20 protein-coding genes are annotated in these 19,397 nt (G+C 61.1%); 15 read left to right on the forward strand and 5 right to left on the reverse strand.

Going from position 1 to position 19,397, the window contains the following annotated elements; genetic code table 11:
* Nucleotides 1-59: 59 nt before the first annotated feature.
* From prfB to AC0J41_RS03630, 7 genes are all read left to right on the forward strand, one after another.
* Nucleotides 60-1,155, forward strand: a protein-coding gene (prfB, locus tag AC0J41_RS03600; RefSeq protein ID WP_473014585.1) for a peptide chain release factor 2 whose coding sequence is annotated in 2 segments (ribosomal slippage) — nt 60-131 and nt 133-1,155 — 1,095 coding nt in all. Because the reading frame shifts where the segments join, the coding sequence is not laid out codon by codon here.
* A 111-nt stretch (nt 1,156-1,266) separates the two neighbouring features.
* Nucleotides 1,267-2,769: a lysine--tRNA ligase gene (gene lysS, locus AC0J41_RS03605; protein ID WP_016983551.1), complete on the forward strand. Its 1,503-nt coding sequence runs from the start codon at nt 1,267-1,269 to the stop codon at nt 2,767-2,769.
* A gap of 105 nt (nt 2,770-2,874) precedes the next feature.
* Complete coding sequence (locus AC0J41_RS03610) at nt 2,875-3,588, forward strand: TetR/AcrR family transcriptional regulator (RefSeq protein ID WP_473015970.1); 714 nt, start codon at nt 2,875-2,877, stop codon at nt 3,586-3,588.
* A gap of 141 nt (nt 3,589-3,729) precedes the next feature.
* On the forward strand, nt 3,730-4,287 hold the full coding sequence (locus AC0J41_RS03615; protein ID WP_473014586.1) for a hypothetical protein: 558 nt from the start codon (nt 3,730-3,732) through the stop codon (nt 4,285-4,287).
* Between the two features lie 24 nt (nt 4,288-4,311).
* On the forward strand, nt 4,312-5,589 hold the full coding sequence (locus AC0J41_RS03620) for a flavohemoglobin expression-modulating QEGLA motif protein (RefSeq protein WP_025112225.1): 1,278 nt from the start codon (nt 4,312-4,314) through the stop codon (nt 5,587-5,589).
* Nucleotides 5,590-5,739: 150 nt separating this feature from the next.
* Nucleotides 5,740-6,645 (forward strand): alpha/beta hydrolase, encoded by a 906-nt coding sequence (locus tag AC0J41_RS03625; RefSeq protein WP_473014587.1) that lies wholly within the window; start codon nt 5,740-5,742, stop codon nt 6,643-6,645.
* Nucleotides 6,642-6,971: a hypothetical protein gene (locus tag AC0J41_RS03630; RefSeq protein ID WP_025112227.1), complete on the forward strand. Its 330-nt coding sequence runs from the start codon at nt 6,642-6,644 to the stop codon at nt 6,969-6,971. Before AC0J41_RS03625 ends, AC0J41_RS03630 begins: the two co-directional genes overlap by 4 nt.
* An 84-nt stretch (nt 6,972-7,055) precedes the next feature.
* Here the strand turns inward: AC0J41_RS03630 and lptF are convergent, their stop codons facing one another.
* The 3 genes from lptF to AC0J41_RS03645 all read right to left on the reverse strand — a co-directional run bounded on the left by lptF (nt 7,056) and on the right by AC0J41_RS03645 (nt 9,028).
* The gene (lptF, locus tag AC0J41_RS03635; RefSeq protein WP_025112228.1) at nt 7,056-7,844 is read right to left on the reverse strand and encodes a lipotoxin F family OmpA-related lipoprotein LptF; all 789 of its coding nucleotides are present in this window, start codon (nt 7,842-7,844) and stop codon (nt 7,056-7,058) included.
* Between the two features lie 55 nt (nt 7,845-7,899).
* The gene (locus AC0J41_RS03640; RefSeq protein WP_025112229.1) at nt 7,900-8,304 is read right to left on the reverse strand and encodes a DUF4398 domain-containing protein; all 405 of its coding nucleotides are present in this window, start codon (nt 8,302-8,304) and stop codon (nt 7,900-7,902) included.
* Between the two features lie 379 nt (nt 8,305-8,683).
* Nucleotides 8,684-9,028 (reverse strand): hypothetical protein, encoded by a 345-nt coding sequence (locus AC0J41_RS03645; RefSeq protein ID WP_003222064.1) that lies wholly within the window; start codon nt 9,026-9,028, stop codon nt 8,684-8,686.
* 212 nt (nt 9,029-9,240) lie between these two features.
* Here AC0J41_RS03645 and ppc point away from each other — a divergent pair, with 212 nt between their 5' ends.
* The 6 genes from ppc (at nt 9,241) to AC0J41_RS03675 (ending at nt 15,782) form a co-directional block, all read left to right on the forward strand.
* Nucleotides 9,241-11,871, forward strand: coding sequence for a phosphoenolpyruvate carboxylase (ppc, locus tag AC0J41_RS03650; protein WP_025112231.1), 2,631 nt, complete (start codon nt 9,241-9,243; stop codon nt 11,869-11,871).
* 290 nt (nt 11,872-12,161) lie between these two features.
* A complete protein-coding gene (adk, locus tag AC0J41_RS03655; RefSeq protein WP_025112233.1) occupies nt 12,162-12,809 on the forward strand; it encodes an adenylate kinase in 648 nt (215 codons plus the stop codon).
* Between the two features lie 93 nt (nt 12,810-12,902).
* On the forward strand, nt 12,903-13,577 hold the full coding sequence (gene tsaB, locus AC0J41_RS03660; RefSeq protein WP_473014588.1) for a tRNA (adenosine(37)-N6)-threonylcarbamoyltransferase complex dimerization subunit type 1 TsaB: 675 nt from the start codon (nt 12,903-12,905) through the stop codon (nt 13,575-13,577).
* Nucleotides 13,578-13,743: 166 nt separating this feature from the next.
* Entirely contained in the window at nt 13,744-14,052 is a 309-nt protein-coding gene (locus tag AC0J41_RS03665) for a hypothetical protein (protein ID WP_025112235.1), read from the forward strand.
* The gene (locus AC0J41_RS03670) at nt 14,052-14,912 is read left to right on the forward strand and encodes a DUF72 domain-containing protein (protein ID WP_473014590.1); all 861 of its coding nucleotides are present in this window, start codon (nt 14,052-14,054) and stop codon (nt 14,910-14,912) included. The genes AC0J41_RS03665 and AC0J41_RS03670 overlap by 1 nt, the downstream gene beginning before the upstream one ends.
* A gap of 33 nt (nt 14,913-14,945) precedes the next feature.
* Nucleotides 14,946-15,782 (forward strand): isocitrate lyase/PEP mutase family protein, encoded by an 837-nt coding sequence (locus tag AC0J41_RS03675; protein ID WP_473014591.1) that lies wholly within the window; start codon nt 14,946-14,948, stop codon nt 15,780-15,782.
* A 33-nt stretch (nt 15,783-15,815) separates the two neighbouring features.
* On the opposite strand, the gene AC0J41_RS03680 is transcribed toward AC0J41_RS03675, so the two are convergent.
* Nucleotides 15,816-16,436: a hypothetical protein gene (locus tag AC0J41_RS03680; protein ID WP_025112238.1), complete on the reverse strand. Its 621-nt coding sequence runs from the start codon at nt 16,434-16,436 to the stop codon at nt 15,816-15,818.
* 93 nt (nt 16,437-16,529) lie between these two features.
* Here AC0J41_RS03680 and AC0J41_RS03685 point away from each other — a divergent pair, with 93 nt between their 5' ends.
* Nucleotides 16,530-17,312, forward strand: coding sequence for a class I SAM-dependent methyltransferase (locus AC0J41_RS03685; protein WP_025112239.1), 783 nt, complete (start codon nt 16,530-16,532; stop codon nt 17,310-17,312).
* A 240-nt stretch (nt 17,313-17,552) separates the two neighbouring features.
* On the opposite strand, the gene AC0J41_RS03690 is transcribed toward AC0J41_RS03685, so the two are convergent.
* Nucleotides 17,553-18,188 (reverse strand): TetR/AcrR family transcriptional regulator, encoded by a 636-nt coding sequence (locus AC0J41_RS03690; RefSeq protein ID WP_473014592.1) that lies wholly within the window; start codon nt 18,186-18,188, stop codon nt 17,553-17,555.
* 94 nt (nt 18,189-18,282) lie between these two features.
* Between AC0J41_RS03690 and AC0J41_RS03695 the strand changes: the two genes are divergently transcribed.
* Nucleotides 18,283-19,395, forward strand: coding sequence for an efflux RND transporter periplasmic adaptor subunit (locus AC0J41_RS03695; RefSeq protein WP_473014593.1), 1,113 nt, complete (start codon nt 18,283-18,285; stop codon nt 19,393-19,395).
* The last annotated feature ends 2 nt before the right edge of the window (nt 19,396-19,397 follow it).

Here is a 19,397-nt window from a genome sequence, read left to right on the forward strand (position 1 = left end):
CAGCGTGATTACGTTATACTCGCCGGCTTTCAAAAGTTCGCCAACGAGTGCTGCCCGTCATGGAAATCAACCCGATCCTGAACACCATCAAGGACCTGTCCGAGCGCTCCGAAACTATTCGGGGGTATCTTTGACTACGATCAAAAGCATGAGCGTCTGACCGAGGTCAATCGCGAGCTTGAAGATCCGAGTGTCTGGAACAAACCTGAATACGCCCAGGAACTGGGCCGCGAGCGCTCTGCGCTGGCGCAGATCGTCGACACTCTCGACGAACTGAACGCCGGTCTGGCCGATTGCCGCGACCTGCTGGACATGGCCGTCGAAGAAAACGACGAAGGCGCAGTGGGCGATGTCGTCGCCGAGCTGGCCCGTCTCGAAGAAAGCCTGGCCAAGCTTGAATTCCGCCGCATGTTCAGCCATGAAATGGACCCGAACAACGCCTACCTGGACATCCAGGCCGGCTCCGGTGGCACCGAAGCCCAGGACTGGGCCAACATCCTGCTGCGCATGTACCTGCGCTGGGCGGACAAACGCGGTTTCGACGCGACGATCATGGAACTGTCGGCCGGTGAAGTCGCTGGTATCAAAGGTGCGACCGTGCACATCAAGGGCGAATACGCCTTTGGCTGGCTGCGCACCGAGATCGGCGTGCACCGTCTGGTGCGCAAGAGCCCGTTCGACTCCGGCAACCGTCGTCACACCTCGTTCTGCGCGGTGTTCGTCTCGCCAGAGATCGACGACAAGGTGGAAATCGAAATCAACCCGGCAGACCTGCGGATCGACACCTATCGTTCCTCCGGTGCCGGTGGTCAGCACGTAAACACCACCGACTCGGCCGTACGTATCACTCACGTACCGACCAACACCGTGGTCAGCTGCCAGAACGAACGTTCCCAGCACGCCAACAAGGACACCGCCATGAAAATGCTGCGGGCCAAGTTGTACGAGCAGGAAATGCAGAAACGCAACGCCGCGTCGCAAGCGCTGGAAGACACCAAGTCCGACATCGGCTGGGGTCACCAGATTCGCTCTTACGTGCTCGATGCGTCGCGGATCAAGGATCTGCGCACCAACATCGAACGCAGCGACTGCGACAAGGTGCTCGACGGCGACATCGACGAGTACCTGGAAGCCAGCCTGAAATCGGGGCTGTAAGAAATAAGCTGCAGGATCGCTGATTCAACACGATCCCTGCAGGAGTGGGCCTGCCCGCGATCCCCAGCCGCAGGCTGGGGGCAACGAACCTGTGATGGAAAATTTAAAGACATGAGCGACCAACAACTCGACCCGCAAGCCCTGCAACAGGAAGAAAACTCCCTGATCGCCCTGCGCAAGGAAAAGCTTGCTGCCGAGCGCGCCAAGGGCAATGCCTTCCCGAACGACTTCCGCCGCGAAAACTACTGCGAAGATCTGCAGAAGAAATACGCGGACAAGACCAAGGAAGAGCTGGCCGAGGCTGCAATTCCGGTCAAGGTTGCCGGTCGCATCATGCTCAACCGTGGCTCGTTCATGGTGATCCAGGACATGACCGGTCGCATCCAGGTCTACGTCAACCGCAAGACCCTGTCCGAAGACACCCTGGCCGCCGTCAAGACCTGGGACATGGGCGACATCATTGCCGCTGAAGGCACCCTGGCCCGTTCCGGCAAGGGCGACCTGTACGTGGAAATGACCAGCGTGCGTCTGCTGACCAAGTCGCTGCGTCCGCTGCCGGACAAGCACCACGGCCTGACCGACACCGAACAGCGCTACCGTCAGCGCTACGTTGACCTGATCGTCAACGAAGAAGTGCGTCAGACCTTCCGCGTGCGTTCGCAAGTGATCGCGCACATCCGCAGCTTCCTGATGAAGCGCGACTTCCTCGAAGTCGAAACGCCGATGCTGCAGACCATTCCTGGCGGCGCTGCGGCCAAGCCGTTCGAAACCCACCACAACGCGCTGGACATGGAAATGTTCTTGCGTATCGCGCCTGAGCTGTATCTGAAGCGTCTGGTGGTCGGCGGTTTCGAGAAAGTGTTCGAGATCAACCGCAACTTCCGTAACGAAGGCGTTTCGACGCGTCACAACCCAGAATTCACCATGTTGGAGTTCTACCAGGCTTACGCCGACTACGAAGACAACATGGACCTGACCGAAGAACTGTTCCGTGAACTGGCGCAGTTGGTGCTGGGCAGCACCGACGTGCCGTACGGCGACAAGGTGTTCCACTTCGGCGAGCCGTTCGTGCGCCTGTCGGTGTTCGACTCGATCCTCAAGTACAACCCTGAGCTGACCGCCGATGACCTGAACGACATCGACAAGGCTCGCGCCATCGCCAAGAAGGCCGGTGCCAAGGTGCTGGGCTTCGAAGGCCTGGGCAAGCTGCAGGTGATGATTTTCGAAGAGCTGGTCGAGCACAAGCTGGAGCAGCCGCACTTCATCACTCAGTACCCGTTCGAAGTGTCGCCGCTGGCGCGTCGTAACGACGACAACCCGAACGTCACCGACCGTTTCGAGCTGTTCATCGGTGGCCGTGAAATCGCCAACGCCTATTCCGAGTTGAACGACGCGGAAGACCAGGCCGAGCGCTTCATGGCGCAGGTGGCCGACAAGGACGCCGGCGACGACGAAGCCATGCACTACGACGCCGACTTCGTTCGCGCGCTGGAGTACGGCATGCCGCCAACGGCCGGTGAAGGCATCGGCATCGACCGATTGGTGATGTTGCTGACCAACTCGCCGTCGATCCGCGATGTGATCCTGTTCCCGCACATGCGACCGCAAGCGTAAACGTTTCAGTTGAAAAGCCGCCTAAAACAGGCGGCTTTTTATTGCCTGTCTGGTACAAATGTATCAATTGGTTACTTTTGAAATAGCAGAGGAAGTCCAGTCGTGATGGTTGCAATCGCTCAAGAAGGTGCAGCGGGTATCGCCACTGCGGTCGCTGAAAGTGTTCAGTACCAGGGCCGCAAGGCCAGCCGACAGGGCAGCGAGCAGCGTCGTCAGGACATTCTCGACGCGGCGATGCGCATTGTCGTGCGTGACGGCGTGCGCGCCGTGCGCCACCGGGCGGTGGCGGCCGAGGCCGGAGTGCCGCTGTCAGCCACCACCTATTACTTCAAGGACATCGATGACCTGCTCACCGATACCTTCGCCCAGTACGTCGAACGCAGCGCGGCCTACATGGCCAAGCTGTGGGTCAACAACGAAGGCCTGCTGCGCGAGATGGTTGTCAGTGGCGACGGCAGCCCCGAGTCGCGCTCGCAACTGGCGGACGATATCGCGCGGCTGATGGCCGACTACGTACACCGGCAACTGGTCAACCGTCGCGAGCATCTGATGGCCGAGCAGGCGTTCCGCCAGGAAGCACTGCTCAACCCGCGCCTGGCAATTCTGGTGCGCTCGCATCAGCAGATTCTGCTACAGGGCACCTGCCAGTTGTTCCAGGTACTGGGCTCGCGCGAACCGCAGCAGGATGCCAAGGTGTTGACGGCGATTATCGGACGGATGGAATATCAGGGCCTGCTCAACGACGCCGAGCCTTTGGCCGAAGAGGACATGCTCGGGATTCTGACGCGCTATATGCATCTGGTGCTGGCGTCGGTCTGATAGCCGATGGAGGTCCCCTGTGGGAGCGGGCTTGCTCGCGAATGCGGTGGGTCAGTCAACTGAAGTGTTGAATGTGAAACCGCTTTCGCGAGCAAGCCCGCTCCCACATGGGAAGGTGTTTCAGGTTCTAGGGAGTGTTGAATGAAAGCCTGGCGTGGCGCGCTGATCGCGCTGTCGTTCCTGCTGCTCAGCGGTTGTCTGGTGACCTTCAAGGAGCCGCTGTCCGCCAGTGAGCCGGCCCCCAAGGGCCTGCTCGGCCAATGGTCGAGCACCAACGCCTGGGGCGAACCGATGAACCTTGAGCTGACCCGGATCGGCGATGACCGCTATCAGGCCGTCACCTGGTTCAAGGCCAGGCCCCACGAGCGCGAGGCGTACCCCTTCACCGTGTCGCACCATGGCAGTCGCTGGTACCTGTCGGCGAAAGTGCCGGCACGTTACGGCGGGCAATACACCATCGCCGGGTTCGAACTCACCGACAAACACGAACTGGTGGTGTACAACCTCGACCTCGAGCAGATCAATCAGGCGATCAAGCAGCAAGCCCTCGACGGCCAGTCTTTCCAGACCGAGGACGATGGCGACGGCGTGCTGGTCGACAGCAGCCTCGACAAGGTCTTTGCTTACCTCGACGACCCGGCCAATTCCGATGTATTCGTCGAGGCCGCGCGCTATCAACGCCAGGCCCGTGCCAAATAATTCAGTTTTCTACAGGAGTTTCGGGTGGACGATTACCAGCAGACGATACGCACGCTGTCCGATCGCATTGTGCTGGCGCAGACGCCGATTCGCGTCCTCGACGCGGTGAAGTGGGACGAGAACATCCGCAAGGGTTTTCTCAAGGCCAAGGGCAAGGAAATGCCGGCGGTGGATCGCGACTACTACCTCAACCGCCCACTGAGTTTCGATTCGAGCAAGGTCAAACTGGAATTCCAGAACATCGAGCGCGACATCACCCGTCAGCTCGGCCAGTTCAACCCGGTCGGGCAGATCATGCGCCGCATGTGCAAGGAATACCGGATGGTGGTGCGCATGCTCGAAGCGCGCGGCACCGAGGATTTCGGCCTGATCTCGCAGGAACTGTACGGCGCCGCCTCCGATGCGTTCCACGCCGGTGACCCGACCCTGGCCGACCTCGGCCTGATGATGTCCGACTACCTGAACAACATCGATGGCCGTGGCGACCTGAAGGACGAACCGAAAATCCTCACCGCCAAGGACGCCGTGCACTTGCTGCAAACGCGTTTGAACAAGGTGTTCGGCGAGGCCGAGGAAACCATCCGCGTGTTCGAGTCCGACGGTATCGTGGCCGACGCGGCGGCGGGGGCCGACTACATCAAGATCCGCACCGACGCGATGTTCAACGACCGCGATGTACGCGCGCTGGAAGTCCACGAAGGCCTGGTGCACGTGGGCACCACGCTCAATGGCTTGAACCAGCCGATCTGCACCTTCCTGTCCAAAGGCCCACCCTCCTCGACGGTGACTCAGGAAGGCCTGGCGATCCTGATGGAAATCATCACCTTCGCCTCCTACCCGAGTCGCCTGCGCAAACTGACCAACCGCACCCGCGCCATTCACATGGTCGAGGAGGGCGCGGACTTCCTGCAGGTGTTCGAGTTCTTCCGCGAGCAGGGTTTTGAAATGGCCGAAAGCTATGGCAACGCCAGCCGGGTGTTCCGTGGTTCGACGCCGACTGGCCTGCCATTCACCAAAGACTTGTCCTACCTCAAGGGCTTTATCATGGTTTACAACTACATTCAGTTGGCCGTGCGTAAAGGCAAGCTTGAGCAGGTGCCGCTGCTGTTCTGCGGCAAGACTACGCTTGAGGACATGCGCACCTTGCGTCAGTTGGTCGATGAAGGCCTGGTGGTGCCGCCGAAGTACCTGCCGGAACAGTTTCGCGACATGAATGCGCTGTCGGCGTGGATGTGCTTCTCCAACTTCCTCAATCACTTGAGCCTGGACCGGATCGAGGCGGATTACTCCAACATCCTTTGAGCAACCTATATCCCCTGTGGGAGCGAGCCTGCTCGCGAATGCGATTTCACATTGAACATCAATGATGGCTGATACACCGCTTTCGCGAGCAGGCTCGCTCCCACAGTTTTGATTTGTGTTTAGCCCACGATTTCTGCGAGGTTTCACCGGATGAGAATCCTCGGCATCTTCTGCCTGCTCCTGACCCTCGGCGGTTGCAGTTCGCTGTTGTTCTACCCCGAGCCTGGCCAGATCTTCACCCCGGAAAAAGCCAGGCTCGAGTACCGCACAGTCACCCTGACCACCGCTGACGGCCTCAAGCTGAACGCCTGGTGGCTGCCGGCCAAACCCGGCGTTGAAGTCAAAGGTACGGTGCTGCACCTGCACGGCAACGGCGGCAATCTGCCGATGCACCTGGGCGGCAGCTGGTGGTTGCCGAAAAGCGGCTATCAAGTGCTGCTGGTGGACTATCGCGGTTACGGCTTGTCGGAGGGCAAACCGAGCCTGCCGGACATCTATCAGGATATCGATGCGGCATTCGCCTGGCTGGATCAGGCGCCGGAGGTCAAAGGCAAGCCGCTGATCCTGCTCGGCCAAAGCCTCGGTGGCTCGATGGCCGTGCATTGGCTGGTGCAGCACCCGGAGCGGCAGAAGCAACTCAAGGCCTTTGTGCTCGACGGTGTGCCCGCCAGTTACCGCAGCGTCGGCCAGTACGCCCTCAGCACGTCGTGGCTGAGCTGGCCGTTTCAGGTGCCGCTGTCGTGGCTGGTGCCGGACGGCGACAGCGCCATCAACGCGATGCCGCAACTCAAGGACGTGCCCAAGCTGATCTTTCACAGCATCGACGACCCGTTGGTGCCGCTTTCCAATGGCATCCGTCTGTATCAAGCTGCGCCGCCCCCGCGGGTGTTGCAGTTGACCCGTGGCGGCCATGTGCAGACCTTCGGTGACCCGGTCTGGCGCAAAGTGATGCTGCGCTATCTGGAGGACCCCGAACATTTCAACGGCCTGCGCCGCTTGGGCGAGATCCCGAATTACCCGCAACCTCCGAATTCTGAAGATGAGAGTCCGCAATGAGTGAAGAACGTAACGCCATCCCGCTGATCATCACCGGTATCTGCAGCATCCTCGGCACCGTCGGGGCGCTGTGGTACTACGGCTACCTGCACTTCGCCAAACCCGAGGATGCGCTGCTGCTCAACGAATTCACCATGCTCAAGACCGTGCCGGGCGAAGACTACAAAGTCTCGCTGGACCCGGCGCCGCAAGTGGCGCAATGCATCGATGGCGTGCTGGTGTTGTTCGACACCGAGCAGAAGGGCCTCACCGGTGTGCTGATCAATGCACAGAAGAAAGCCGTGCGCTGCATGGGGCAGGAAACGCCGCAACAGCTCGAACAGTAACCCGCTCCCACAAGGGCATTGTGTGTGGCCAAAAAAAGCCCCGCCTGATCACTCAGGCGGGGCTTTTGCGTTACCGCGTAATGCTTAGTTCGAGCTTACTGCCGAACGTGGCATCACTGGCTGGTTGTCGTTGGAAATGGTCACTTCCACACGACGGTTCATCGCACGACCGGAAACGCTGCCGTTATCGGCAACCGGGTATTCCTTGCCGTAACCCTGAACCACGATGCGCGAAGGATCCACGCCCATCTTGATCAGTGCTACTTGCACAGAAGTCGCACGACGCTCGGACAGCGACTGGTTGTAGTTCGCCGCGCCGGTGCTGTCGGTGTAACCCTCGACGATCACCTTGCGATCAGGGTTTTCCTGAAGGAACTGCGCCAGTTTGTTGATGTTTACCAGACCGCTGGATTTCAGGTCAGCCTTGTTGGTGGCGAACAGCACGTCACCGAAGGTCACCAGCGTACCGCGATCAGTCTGCTTGGCGTTCAGGCTGTTCTGCAGCTGTTTGATCTGTTGATCGCGAGCATCCAGACGGGCCTGGGCACGTTGCGCGGCAGCGTTCTTCAGGTTGTTTTCAGCGGTGCGCAGGGCAATGGTCTGCTTGGCCACTTCCACGCGCTGGTTGGTCAGGTAGGCCAGTTGGTCAACCTTGGCGGCGTTTTCCTTGTCCAGATAAGCCTTGTCGGCCTTGTCCAGGTAATCGCTGGCGTCTTTGGTTTCCAGGGCTGCGACTTTGCTCGCCTGCGGGTTGGCCTGCAGACCGGCGTAGTTGGTGCGCGCCTGTTCCAGGTTCGGGTTAGGCGGGGTGGAGCAGGCAGCCAGGGCAACGCTTGCGGCCAGGAGAGCGGGGATCATCAGTTGCTTACGCATAATTTGTCGTCCTTTCTATCGATAAGAGTTTCAGCTTTGCGGTCGGGATGCGCGCTTACTGCACGGTGCGCTGACTTTCCTGACGCAGTTCCTGAACACCTTTCTGCGAATCCTTCAAAGCCTGTTCGGCCTTGGCTGCCTGAGCCTTGCGTTCCGCTACACGAGCGTCCCATTCGGCTTGCTCGGACAGGGTGCGCGCTTCGTCATACTTCTTGTCGTGCATGGCGATTTCGGCTTGTTTGAGCTTGTCTTGAGCCTGCTTCATTTCCACCGCAGCGAACTCGGTACCGCCAGCGCTCACAGCGCTGTTGACCGCCGATTGAGTCACGGCGTATTGCTCGGTCGGTGGGTTCCCGGCGCAACCGGCCAGAACGAAGCTGGTGCCGATGGCCAGGGCGGCCAGTTTCAGACCGCGCAGGTGAGAGAACGAGGTTTGGGTCTTCATGGTCTTCAACTCCATTGTTTAACTCCTGATAAAACCGAAAATCCATCCTGGTCGAGGAGCCGCAAGCGTCGTGTGAAAGCGCGTTTTTGAAACGCTCGTTCCAGGCGTGGTTACTGGTTCCGACCGGAGGCGTTTTTTAAAAGTTCAGAAAAGATGGCCCATCGCCCCAAATTTTTTTGACCAAACGGACAAGGCTCTAAACCGGGAACTTTGGCGGGGCAGAGTGGTACGCGCGGGTGTTTCTAATACCGAAAAAACGTCGATCTGGAGGCAGAAATACAGTCAATGTGGGAGCGAGCCTGCTCGCGAAAGCGGTGTGCCAGTCACCGTCAAAGTAGACTGATATATTGCTTTCGCGAGCAGGCTCGCTCCCACAGTTTTGATCTGTGGAGTGTCAGTGTTTCTGTTTACCGGCGGCCGCCGACAAATCCTGCAGATGCCGCCTCGACAACGCCAGGAAGCGCGGCGTCGGGCCGACGTCTTCGTACAGCGGATCACCTTCTTCATCGGTGGCGACCACAGTCGAACCCTTCACATACGGCAGGCTCGCCTCGAACTCTTCAAGCGCGGCACCGATCAGCTCGCCGAGCAGTTCTTCTGGGTGGCGTTTGGGGTACATCTCGGCAATCGCGGCCAGCCGCGCGGCGGCCTCGACGTCCAGATGAATCGTGTAGCCGGTGTCGGTCAGGCGACCTTTGGCGTTTTCTTCCCAATGCTGGGCGAGTTCACGGATTTTCATGATGACCTCATTCGCGCCTGCTCGTGGCAGGCCTGGGTGAGTGTCCGGCAGCGCCGGCGGCAAGCCGTTGTACGGCTTACTGTTGAGACTAGCTTCAAGCCCCAAGGTTTAAAGTCCCTTCGTCGTCTGCTTGTAAGAAGCGCCGTAGAGCGGCACTCTCTGGGCAAAGCATTCGTTTCTGAGCCGTCCCGATCACCGCTGGAGAACTGCTGATGACCGATATTGATGCACGCTTGCGCGAGGACGTTCACCTGCTGGGTGAGCTGTTGGGCAACACCATCCGAGACCAGTACGGCGAGGAATTTCTCGACAAGATCGAGCAGATTCGCAAGGGCGCCAAGGCTGACCGGCGCGGCTCGATGGACGCCGAACTCAGCGCCAGCCTCAATCAGTTGAGCGAAGACGAATTGCTCCCGGTGGCGCGGGCGTTCAACCAGTTTCTCAATCTGGCGAACATCGCCGAGCAGTACCAGTTGATTCATCGCCGCGAAGAGTCGCAGCCGGCGCCGTTCGAGTCGCGTGTGCTCCCGGAGCTGCTCGCCCGCCTGCGCAATGAAGGCCACAGCGCCGAATCGCTGGCCCGGCAACTGGCGCGCCTGGAAATCGAGCTGGTACTGACCGCGCACCCGACCGAAGTGGCGCGGCGCACGCTGATCCAGAAGTACGACGCGATCGCCGCGCAACTCGCCGCGCAGGATCATCGCGACCTGACCAGCGCCGAACGTGAACAGATCCAGAATACCCTGCAACGACTGATCGCCGAAGCCTGGCACACCGAAGAAATCCGCCGCACCCGGCCGACTCCGGTCGATGAAGCCAAGTGGGGTTTTGCGGTGATAGAACACTCGCTGTGGCAGGCGATTCCCAACCACATGCGCAAGGCCGATCAGGCGTTGTTTGCCGCCACCGGCCTGCGCTTGCCACTGGAGGCGGCGCCGATTCGCTTTGCCTCGTGGATGGGCGGCGACCGCGACGGCAACCCTAACGTCACCGCTGCGGTGACCCGCGAAGTGCTGTTGCTGGCGCGCTGGATGGCCGCCGACCTGTACCTGCGCGATGTCGATCACCTGGCCGCCGAGCTGTCGATGCAGCAGGCCAGCGACGCGCTCAAGGCCAAGGCCGGTGACAGCGCCGAACCTTACCGCGCGGTGCTCAAGCAATTGCGCGAACGCCTGCGGGCCACGCGCAACTGGGCGCACGCCTCGCTGAGCGCCAGCACGCCGGCACCGGCCGACGTGTTGCACAACAACCGCGATCTGCTCGATCCGCTGGAGCTGTGCTTCAACTCGCTGCACGAGTGTGGCATGGGCGTGATCGCCGACGGGCCGTTGCTCGATTGCCTGCGCCGGGCGGTGACCTTCGGCCTGTTCCTGGTGCGCCTCGACGTGCGTCAGGATTCGACGCGGCACAGCTCGGCGATGACCGAAATCACCGATTACCTCGGCCTCGGTCGCTATGAAGACTGGGACGAAGAACAACGCATCGGCTTCCTGACCCGCGAACTGAACAATCGCCGGCCACTGCTCCCGGCGCATTTCAAACCGTCCGCCGACACCGCCGAAGTGCTCGCCACTTGCAAGGAAATCGCTGCCGCACCGGGCGCCTCGCTGGGCTCTTATGTAATCTCGATGGCGGGCGCCGCCTCCGACGTGCTGGCCGTGCAACTGCTGCTCAAAGAGTCCGGCGTGCTGCGGCCGATGCGTGTGGTACCGCTGTTCGAAACCCTCGCCGACCTCGACAACGCCGGGCCGGTCATGGAACGTCTGTTGCTGCTGCCGGGGTATCGCGCCAGGTTGCAGGGCCCGCAGGAAGTGATGATTGGCTATTCCGACTCGGCCAAGGACGCCGGCACTACTGCAGCGGCGTGGGCGCAGTACCGGGCGCAGGAACGTCTGGTGGAAATCTGTCGCGAACAGCAAGTCGAACTGCTGTTGTTCCACGGTCGCGGCGGCACCGTGGGCCGTGGTGGCGGCCCGGCGCACGCGGCGATCCTGTCGCAGCCGCCGGGGTCGGTGGCAGGGCGGTTCCGCACCACCGAACAGGGCGAAATGATTCGATTCAAATTCGGTCTGCCGGACATCGCCGAGCAGAACCTCAATCTGTATCTGGCCGCCGTGCTCGAAGCGACGCTGTTGCCGCCACCGCCACCGACGCCCGAGTGGCGGCATCTGATGGACGAATTGGCCGCTGACGGTGTTGCTGCGTATCGCGCAGTGGTGCGGGAGAATCCGCAGTTCGTCGAGTACTTCCGCCAGTCCACGCCGGAGCAGGAGTTGGGGCGCTTGCCGCTGGGCAGCCGACCGGCCAAGCGCCGCGCCGGCGGGATCGAAAGCCTGCGGGCGATTCCATGGATCTTCGGCTGGACCCAGACACGTTTGATGTTGCCCGCCTGGCTGGGCTGGGAAACCGCGTTGAGCAAGGCACTGGAGCGCGGCGAAGGCGAATTGCTGGGACAGATGCGCGAGCAGTGGCCGTTCTTCCGTACGCGCATCGACATGCTGGAAATGGTCCTGGCCAAGGCCGACGCCGACATTGCGCTGTCTTACGATCAGCGTCTGGTCGAGCCGGACTTGCTGCCGTTGGGCGCGCAGTTACGCGACCTATTGTCGCAGGCGTGCGCGGTGGTGCTCGGCCTGACTGGTCAGTCGCAACTGCTGGCACATAGCCCCGACACCTTGGAATTCATCCGTCTGCGCAACACCTATCTTGATCCGCTACATCTATTGCAGGCCGAACTGTTGGCCCGTTCGCGGCAGCAGAATGTCGAGCAGGGCAGCCCGGTGGAGCAGGCGCTGCTGGTGTCTGTGGCGGGGATTGCCGCCGGTTTGCGCAATACCGGCTAGGGTTTTTGTGCTGGTGTCAGGCACCCGGTGCACAGGCCGGGTGTCGCTTTGTACACAGGTGGAAAGTGCGGGCAGGCGACAGTTAATGATGGGGTTGCGACTTGGCTTACCGGGTCGCAAGGTCGCGGCGGGCGCCGGTTTCTCCGACTTTTGGCGTCTTGTGTGGGCGCAGCCTGCTGTGTATCTTGATCAGCCTTTGGCCGTTTGTGCGGCCACGACCCGTTTTTTTGAGATTGGCCCCAAGAGGCGAATCCCGTTGTTTTCTATATAAAAAATTGAGGAGCACATCGATGCGCGTCATTCTGCTGGGAGCTCCCGGGGCCGGTAAAGGTACTCAGGCTAAGTTCATCACCGAGAAATTCGGCATTCCGCAAATCTCCACCGGCGACATGCTGCGTGCTGCGGTCAAGGCTGGCACTCCACTGGGCGTTCAAGCCAAGAGCATCATGGATGCCGGCGGCCTGGTGTCGGATGACCTGATCATCGCGCTGGTGCAGGATCGCATCGCTCAACCAGACTGCGTCAATGGCTTCCTGTTCGACGGCTTCCCGCGCACCATTCCGCAGGCCGAAGCGCTGGTGACTGCCGGTGTCGAGTTGGACGCAGTGGTTGAAATCGCTGTTGAAGACGAAGAAATCGTGCAGCGTATCGCCGGTCGCCGCGTTCACGAGGCCAGCGGCCGCGTGTACCACATCGTCTACAACCCGCCGAAAGTGGCCGGCAAAGACGACGTTACCGGCGACGATCTGGTGCAGCGCAAGGACGACACCGAAGAAACCGTGCGTCATCGCCTGTCGGTCTACCATTCTCAGACCAAGCCGCTGGTGGACTTCTACCAGAAGCTTTCCGCTGCCAACGGCAAACCGAAGTACAGCCACATCCCGGGTGTTGGTTCGGTCGAAGCGATCACCGCCAAGGTGCTCGAAGCGCTCAGCTGAAAAAGCTGATTCGCTGCATCATCCACGGCCCGCTTGCGGGCCGTAGTTGTTTATACTGACGCACTTTTTCTCCCACCTGTTTTGGATACATCGATGAGCACCTTGCTGGCCCTGGACACCGCGACCGAAGCTTGCTCCGTTGCCTTGCTGCATGACGGCAAGGTCACGAGCCATTACGAGGTGATCCCGCGTCTGCACGCGCAGAAGCTGCTGCCGATGATCCAGCAACTGCTGGCCGACGCCGGCACCACGTTGCAGGCGGTGGATGCGATTGCATTCGGTCGTGGTCCGGGCGCGTTTACCGGTGTGCGGATCGCCATCGGTGTGGTGCAAGGCCTGGCGTTTGCGCTGGATCGTCCGGTGCTGCCGGTGTCGAACCTGGCGGTGCTGGCGCAGCGTGCGTATCGCGAGCACGGCGTCAGCCAGGTCGCGGCGGCCATCGACGCGCGGATGGATGAAGTGTATTGGGGCTGCTACCGCGAGACCGCCGGCGAGATGCGCCTGGTCGGTGCCGAAGCGGTGCTGCCGCCGGAAGTCGCGGGGCTGCCGGCCGATGCCAGCGGAGCATGGTTCGGTGCGGGTACCGGTTGGGGCTATGGCGAGCGGATCGCGGTCAATCCGAGCGGTCAGGACGCCGCTATGTTGCCCCACGCTGAAGACCTGCTGACGCTGGCGCGGTTTGCCTGGGAACGCGGTGAGTCGATCCCGGCCGATGATGCGCAGCCGGTTTATCTGCGCGATAAGGTCGCCACTCCCAAGGCTCGCTGAGGCCGGATTTCTATTGTGGAGGGCTTATTCCAAATTCTGCCAATCGTCAGTTTCCAACCCCGCGCTTTAAACCTTTTGCGCTTTATGTGTTCTAGTTATCACTCGGCGATTTGCTAAGTCGGTCAGGTGCCGCTAAATTGCCATCATCGATACCGAGCATGAATTTATGCGTATAGACGGCCTTTCCTCTCAGTCCTACCCGGTCAAGCGCAAGCCTCGCAAAGGCAACGTGGCGCTGGATGAGTCCGTCGACGATATCGACGGCGAGCTGGAATTCCCGACCGAAGAGCAACTGGCCGCCCGCGCTGCCAAAGCCTCCGCACAACGCCTGGCCAATCTGCCTGCCCGTCAGCAAGACATGATTTATCACCGCGCGATGAGCAAAAGCGTAGCGATGGCCCTGGCCAGCTACCTGAGCACCGCCGGTTTTGTCGATTGGGATGCGGATGTGCTGGGCCTCGACTTGTACATCTGATGGCGTTGCCTTACTACCTCGGTTGCCCGTCCTGGAGCGAAAACGCCTGGCGCGAGTATCTGTACCCCGAAGACGCCAAGACCTCCGACTTCCTCAGTCTCTACGCCCAAGTGTTCAACGCCGTGGAAGGCAATACGACCTTCTACGCCAGTCCCTCGCCAGCCACCGTGCAGCGTTGGGCCGAGACCATGCCCGAACACTTTCGCTTCACTGCCAAGTTCCCCGGCGACATCAGCCACAGCGGGGACCTGCGCGAGCAACTGACCGCCGCCGAAACCTTCGTCAGACTCCTCGAACCGCTCGGTGAGCGTGTATCGCCGCTGTGGCTGCAATTGTCGAAAAGCTTCGCCCCGCATCGACTGCCGGAACTGACCGCGTTCATCGACGCGCTGGACCGGCCACTGGCGGTGGAAGTACGTCATGAGCAGTTCTTCGCCAAGGGCGAGAGCGAGCGTCTGCTCAATCGCCTGCTGCTGGACCGTGGGGTGGAGCGCATCTGCCTTGATCCGCGAGCGCTGTTCAGCTGCCTGTCGACCGAGTCTTCGGTGATCCACGCGCAATCGAAAAAGCCCCGGGTGCCGACCCGTCCGGCGGCATTCACGCAGTTCCCGCAGGTGCGTTTCATCGGCCATCCCGAGCTTGAGGCCAACGATCCGTTCCTGGTGCCGTGGGTGGCAAAAATCGCCGAGTGGATCGAAGAGGGCCGTACGCCGTATATCTTCCTGCACACCGCCGACAACATCCTGGCGGCGAAGCTGGCGCAACGTTTTCACGCACAACTGATGCAACGTTTGCCTGGCCTGCCATCCCTGCCTGAGCTATACAGAGAACCCGCCGCCGAGCAACTTGGCCTGCTCTGAGGCGGATTTTCATTCTTGCCCAGGAGCCTGCCGATGGACGCCCAAGCCGATCACGAACAAGCCCGCAAAGCCCATGCCTTCAAGGCCCTGCATGAGCGTCCGGGGATTTTCGTCATTCCCAATCCGTGGGACGCAGGGGCCGCGAAGATGCTCGCCAGCCTGGGCTATCAGGCGCTCGCGACCACCAGTGCCGGTTACGCGTTTTCCCAAGGCAAGGCCGACGGCGCCTTGAGTCTCGATGAGACTCTGGCCAATGTCCGGGCGATTGTCGCGGCCACCGATCTGCCGGTGGCAGTGGATCTGGAAAACGGTTTCGCCGATGACCCAGCCGAATGCGCCAAAAGCCTGTTGCGCGCCGCTGAGGCGGGGGCGGTGGGCGGTTCGATCGAGGACGCCACGGGCCGCGCCGACGCGCCGATTTATTGCTTCGAACACGCCGTGGCGCGCATCGAAGCCGCCGTCGCTGCCGTGCGCACGCTGCCATTTCCATTCACCCTGACCGCCCGAGCGGAAAACTACCTGCACGGTAATCCCGATATCCACGACACCATCCGCCGCTTGCAGGCCTTCGCCGAAGCCGGTGCCGACGTGTTGTACGCGCCGGGTTTGCGCAATGCCGAAGAAGTGCTGGCAGTGGTGCGCGCGGTGGCGCCGAAACCGGTCAACGTATTGATGTCCGGCGGTTTGAAACTGACCGTGCAAGAGCTGGAGGAAATGGGCGTGCGGCGCATCAGTACCGGTTCGGCATTGGCGCTGGCGGCGTTTGGCGAGTTTTTCCGCGCGGCTGAAGAAATTCAGCGCAGCGGCACTTTCGGCTTCACTGCGCAATCGATGCCGTACGCCAAGGCCAATCAGTTTTTCAAAGGCTGAGTGTGGGGCGCAGGGCAAGATACTACTGAGCTATCAGGCGGCCAGGCGGAGGTTCTGCAGAACGATCGGGCGAGCCCAACCGTTATCGAAGTCCAGAGCCTTCTGTTGCTCGACGATTTCTTCGGGTGGGAACGGCGGGTAAGGTTTTTGCAGCAGGTCGAGGTCGAATTCGGCAATCGGCAGGTACAGCGGCTTCTTCTGCGGTGCCGGGCCAGGCTCTGGCACGGGCTGACCATTGTTGATCACGATCGGGCGGACCCAACTGCTGTCGAAGTCCTGTTGCCCTTGCTGAGCCTTGAGTTCTTCTGGCGGGAACGGCGGGAACGGCTTGTCCAGCAGATCGGTTTCGAATTCGGCGATTGGCAGGAACAGCGGTTCTGGCGGACGCACTTCAGTGTCGACCACGTCGCACTGACGCTGCTCGACGATGTGCGCGTGCAGTTCGCTGCCCAGGGTCGGTTCTTCAGGGCTGTTCAGGTCAACCGGAGGAAACGTGCCACAGGCCGGCACCACATCACTCGTCTGCTCAGCCAGCGCCTGGGCAAAGAAATCCTGCCACAGGTGACTGACGCCGCTCAGTGCTTGAGTGTTATGACGGCTAAAGTCGCCATGGGGCGAGATGTAGCCAATCGATGTGGGAAGAATGCCTGACATTTTTTTCGGTTGACGCTCAGCTCTGGCAAAATGCGCGTTGATTGGTTTATCGGCCACCTTTTGCCGATCCTTAACTTTTTTGAGCGCGTTTTCATGATTGAGCAACCCGCGGCCTGCCGCATCCATGTCCAGGCCCTCGGCCCGACGTTTGAGGCGCAAGCCGAGCAGTGGGCCGAGCGTCTGGGCCTGCCGATGCAGGTGGCCGACGGCGAGTTCGCCTTGCAACTGGGCGAGCAGGGCTTGCAGCTGCAGCAGCTTGGTCCGGATGCACCGGGGCCGGTGCGGGTGGATTTCGTCGAGGGTGGCGCGGCGCATCGGCGTCTGTACGGTGGCGGCAGCGGGCAGATGATCGCCAAGGCGGTCGGCATTGCCCAAGGCGTGCGCCCGCGGGTGCTGGATGCTACGGCGGGGCTGGGCAAGGACGCGTTCGTGCTGGCGAGTCTGGGCTGCGAGATGAGCCTGATCGAGCGCCAGCCGCTGATCGGAGCACTGCTTGAGGACGGTCTGGCGCGGGCGGCGGAAGATTTCGACGTGGCGCCGATTGTCGCGCGGATGAAGCTGCTCAAGGGCAACTCCATCGAGGTCATGCGCAATTGGGAAGGCGAGCCGCCGCAGGTGATCTACCTTGACCCGATGTTCCCGCACCGCGAGAAGACTGCACTGGTGAAGAAAGAGATGCGCCTGTTCCGGCCGCTGGTCGGTGATGATCCGGATGCACCAGCGCTGCTCGAAGCGGCGCTGGCATTGGCGACCCACCGCGTGGTGGTCAAGCGCCCGCGCAAGGCACCATGCATCGAAGGGCCGAAACCGAGCCATGCGCTGGATGGCAAGTCGAGCCGGTATGACATCTACCCGAAGAAAGCGCTCAAACCTTAAAACCAAGTCGCCCCCTTCGCGAGCAAGCCCGCTCCCACATTGGAATGCATTTCAAATGTGGGAGCGAGCCTGCTCGCGAAGGGGCCAGCCGTTACTGCGCAAAATTCACGGCCGATACGCCCGCATGAACAACTCCACCACTTCCTGCACATGACTCTCCCACATCTGATCTGTGTCGTTCACAAATCCAGTGTGGGAGCGGGCTTGCTCGCGAAGGGGCCAGCCGTTACTGCGCAAAATTCAGGGCCGATACGCCCGCATGAACAACTCCACCACTTCCTGCACATGACTCTCTGAAGCTGCTTCGCTCAGCGGCTCACCGCAGCAATACAGCAAGCGAAAATTCCCCGCGCCCTTGATCAGGCAGAAGAAATGCTCGGCCGCGTTGCGCGGCTGGTCGATGCTCAGGGCGCCGGTTTCGTGGATGCGTTTCAGCAGCCGTTCCATCCCTTGCACCATGCGCTCGGGGCCGGCTTCGAAGAAGATCTGCGACAGCTTCGGATCCTGCGTGCCCAGCGCCATCATCAAACGGTGCAAATTCACCGATTCATCGCTGTTGATCAGCTGATGAAAGCCCCTGGCAATGTTCAGCAACACATTTTCCACGGCGATGCCGGCGGGCAACTCGAAGAACAGCGGCGGTAACTGCTCCTCGCATTTGGCCATCACGGCGGAGGAGAACAGCGTTTCCTTGTCGTTGAAGTGGCTGTAAACCGTCAACTTCGACACGCCGGCCTCGGCGGCGACCGCGTCCATGCTGGTGTTGGCGTAGCCGTGACTCAGGAACAGGGTTTTCGCCGCATCGAGGATCGCCCGGCGCTTGGCCGGATCCTTCGGACGGCCCGGGCCGTTTGGAGCTGAAAGATTGTTCGACATTTTTCGCTTTTAATACTGGACTGGTGAGTTTGCTATTAATACCATACCGGCCAGTATAAATATTCCAAGCACCATTAGCGAAAGGTCCGTCACCATGTTCCGTCATGCACTGCACTTCATGTGGCCATTTGCATTGCCAGTCAGCCTGGCTTTTTTGTTGGCAGCATGCGGTCAGGAAGAGGCGGCGCAAGTCAGCATTCGACCGGCCATGGTGGTGCAGCCAGAGCCTTCGGCGCAGGCGATGGAAAGTTATCCTGGCGAGGTTCGCGCCCGTTACGAACCTGATCTGGCGTTCCGTATCGGCGGCAAAGTCAGCCGACGACTGGTCGAAGAAGGTCAGCGCGTCAAGGCTGATCAGCCCCTCGCCGAACTGGATCCGCAGGACGTGCGCCTGCAACTCGAAGCCACCCGCGCGCAAGTCGCTGCTGCCGAGGCCAATCTGAACCTGGTGCGCGCCGAGCGTGACCGCTACAAGACCTTGATGGAGCGGCAGATGGTCAGCCGTTCCGCCTACGACAACGCGGAAAACCTCTACCGCTCCGGCGAAGCCCGCCTCAAGCAGATCAAAGCCGAATTCAACGTCTCGACCAACCAGGCCAGTTACGCCGTGCTGCGCGCGCCGCAGGACGGTGTGGTGGCCAAGCGTTCGGTGGAAGTCGGGCAGGTGGTCGCTGCCGGGCAAACCGTGTTCACCCTCGCCACCGATGGCGAGCGCGAAGTGTCGATCAGCCTGCCGGAGCAGAGCTTCGGGCGTTTCAAGGTCGGCCAGCCAGTGACCGTTGAACTGTGGACGCAGCAGAACCAGCGCTTTGCCGGGCAGATTCGTGAGCTGTCGCCGGCGGCCGATCCGAAATCGCGCACCTTCGCCGCACGCATCTCGTTCACCAGCGGCAAAGTCCCGGCCGAACTCGGCCAGAGCGCCCGGGTATTTGTTCAGTCGGCCGATGCGGTGCCGTTGTCGGTGCCGCTCTCGGCGCTGACCGCAGAAAACGGCGCGACCTACGTCTGGGTCGTCAGTGCCAACAACACGTTGAAAAAGACCCCGGTGCGCATCGGCCCGTTCGGCGAGAAAAGCGTACCGGTGCTCGAAGGCCTGAACCCCAGCGACTGGGTGGTCGCCGCCGGCGTTCATGTCTTGCTCGAAGGTCAGCAGGTGCGTCCCGTGGATCGCTCCAACCGTGTGGTCCATCTGGCGGACAAGGAGTAAGT

It is taken from the genome of Pseudomonas sp. Arb-4-2C, assembly GCF_055755015.1.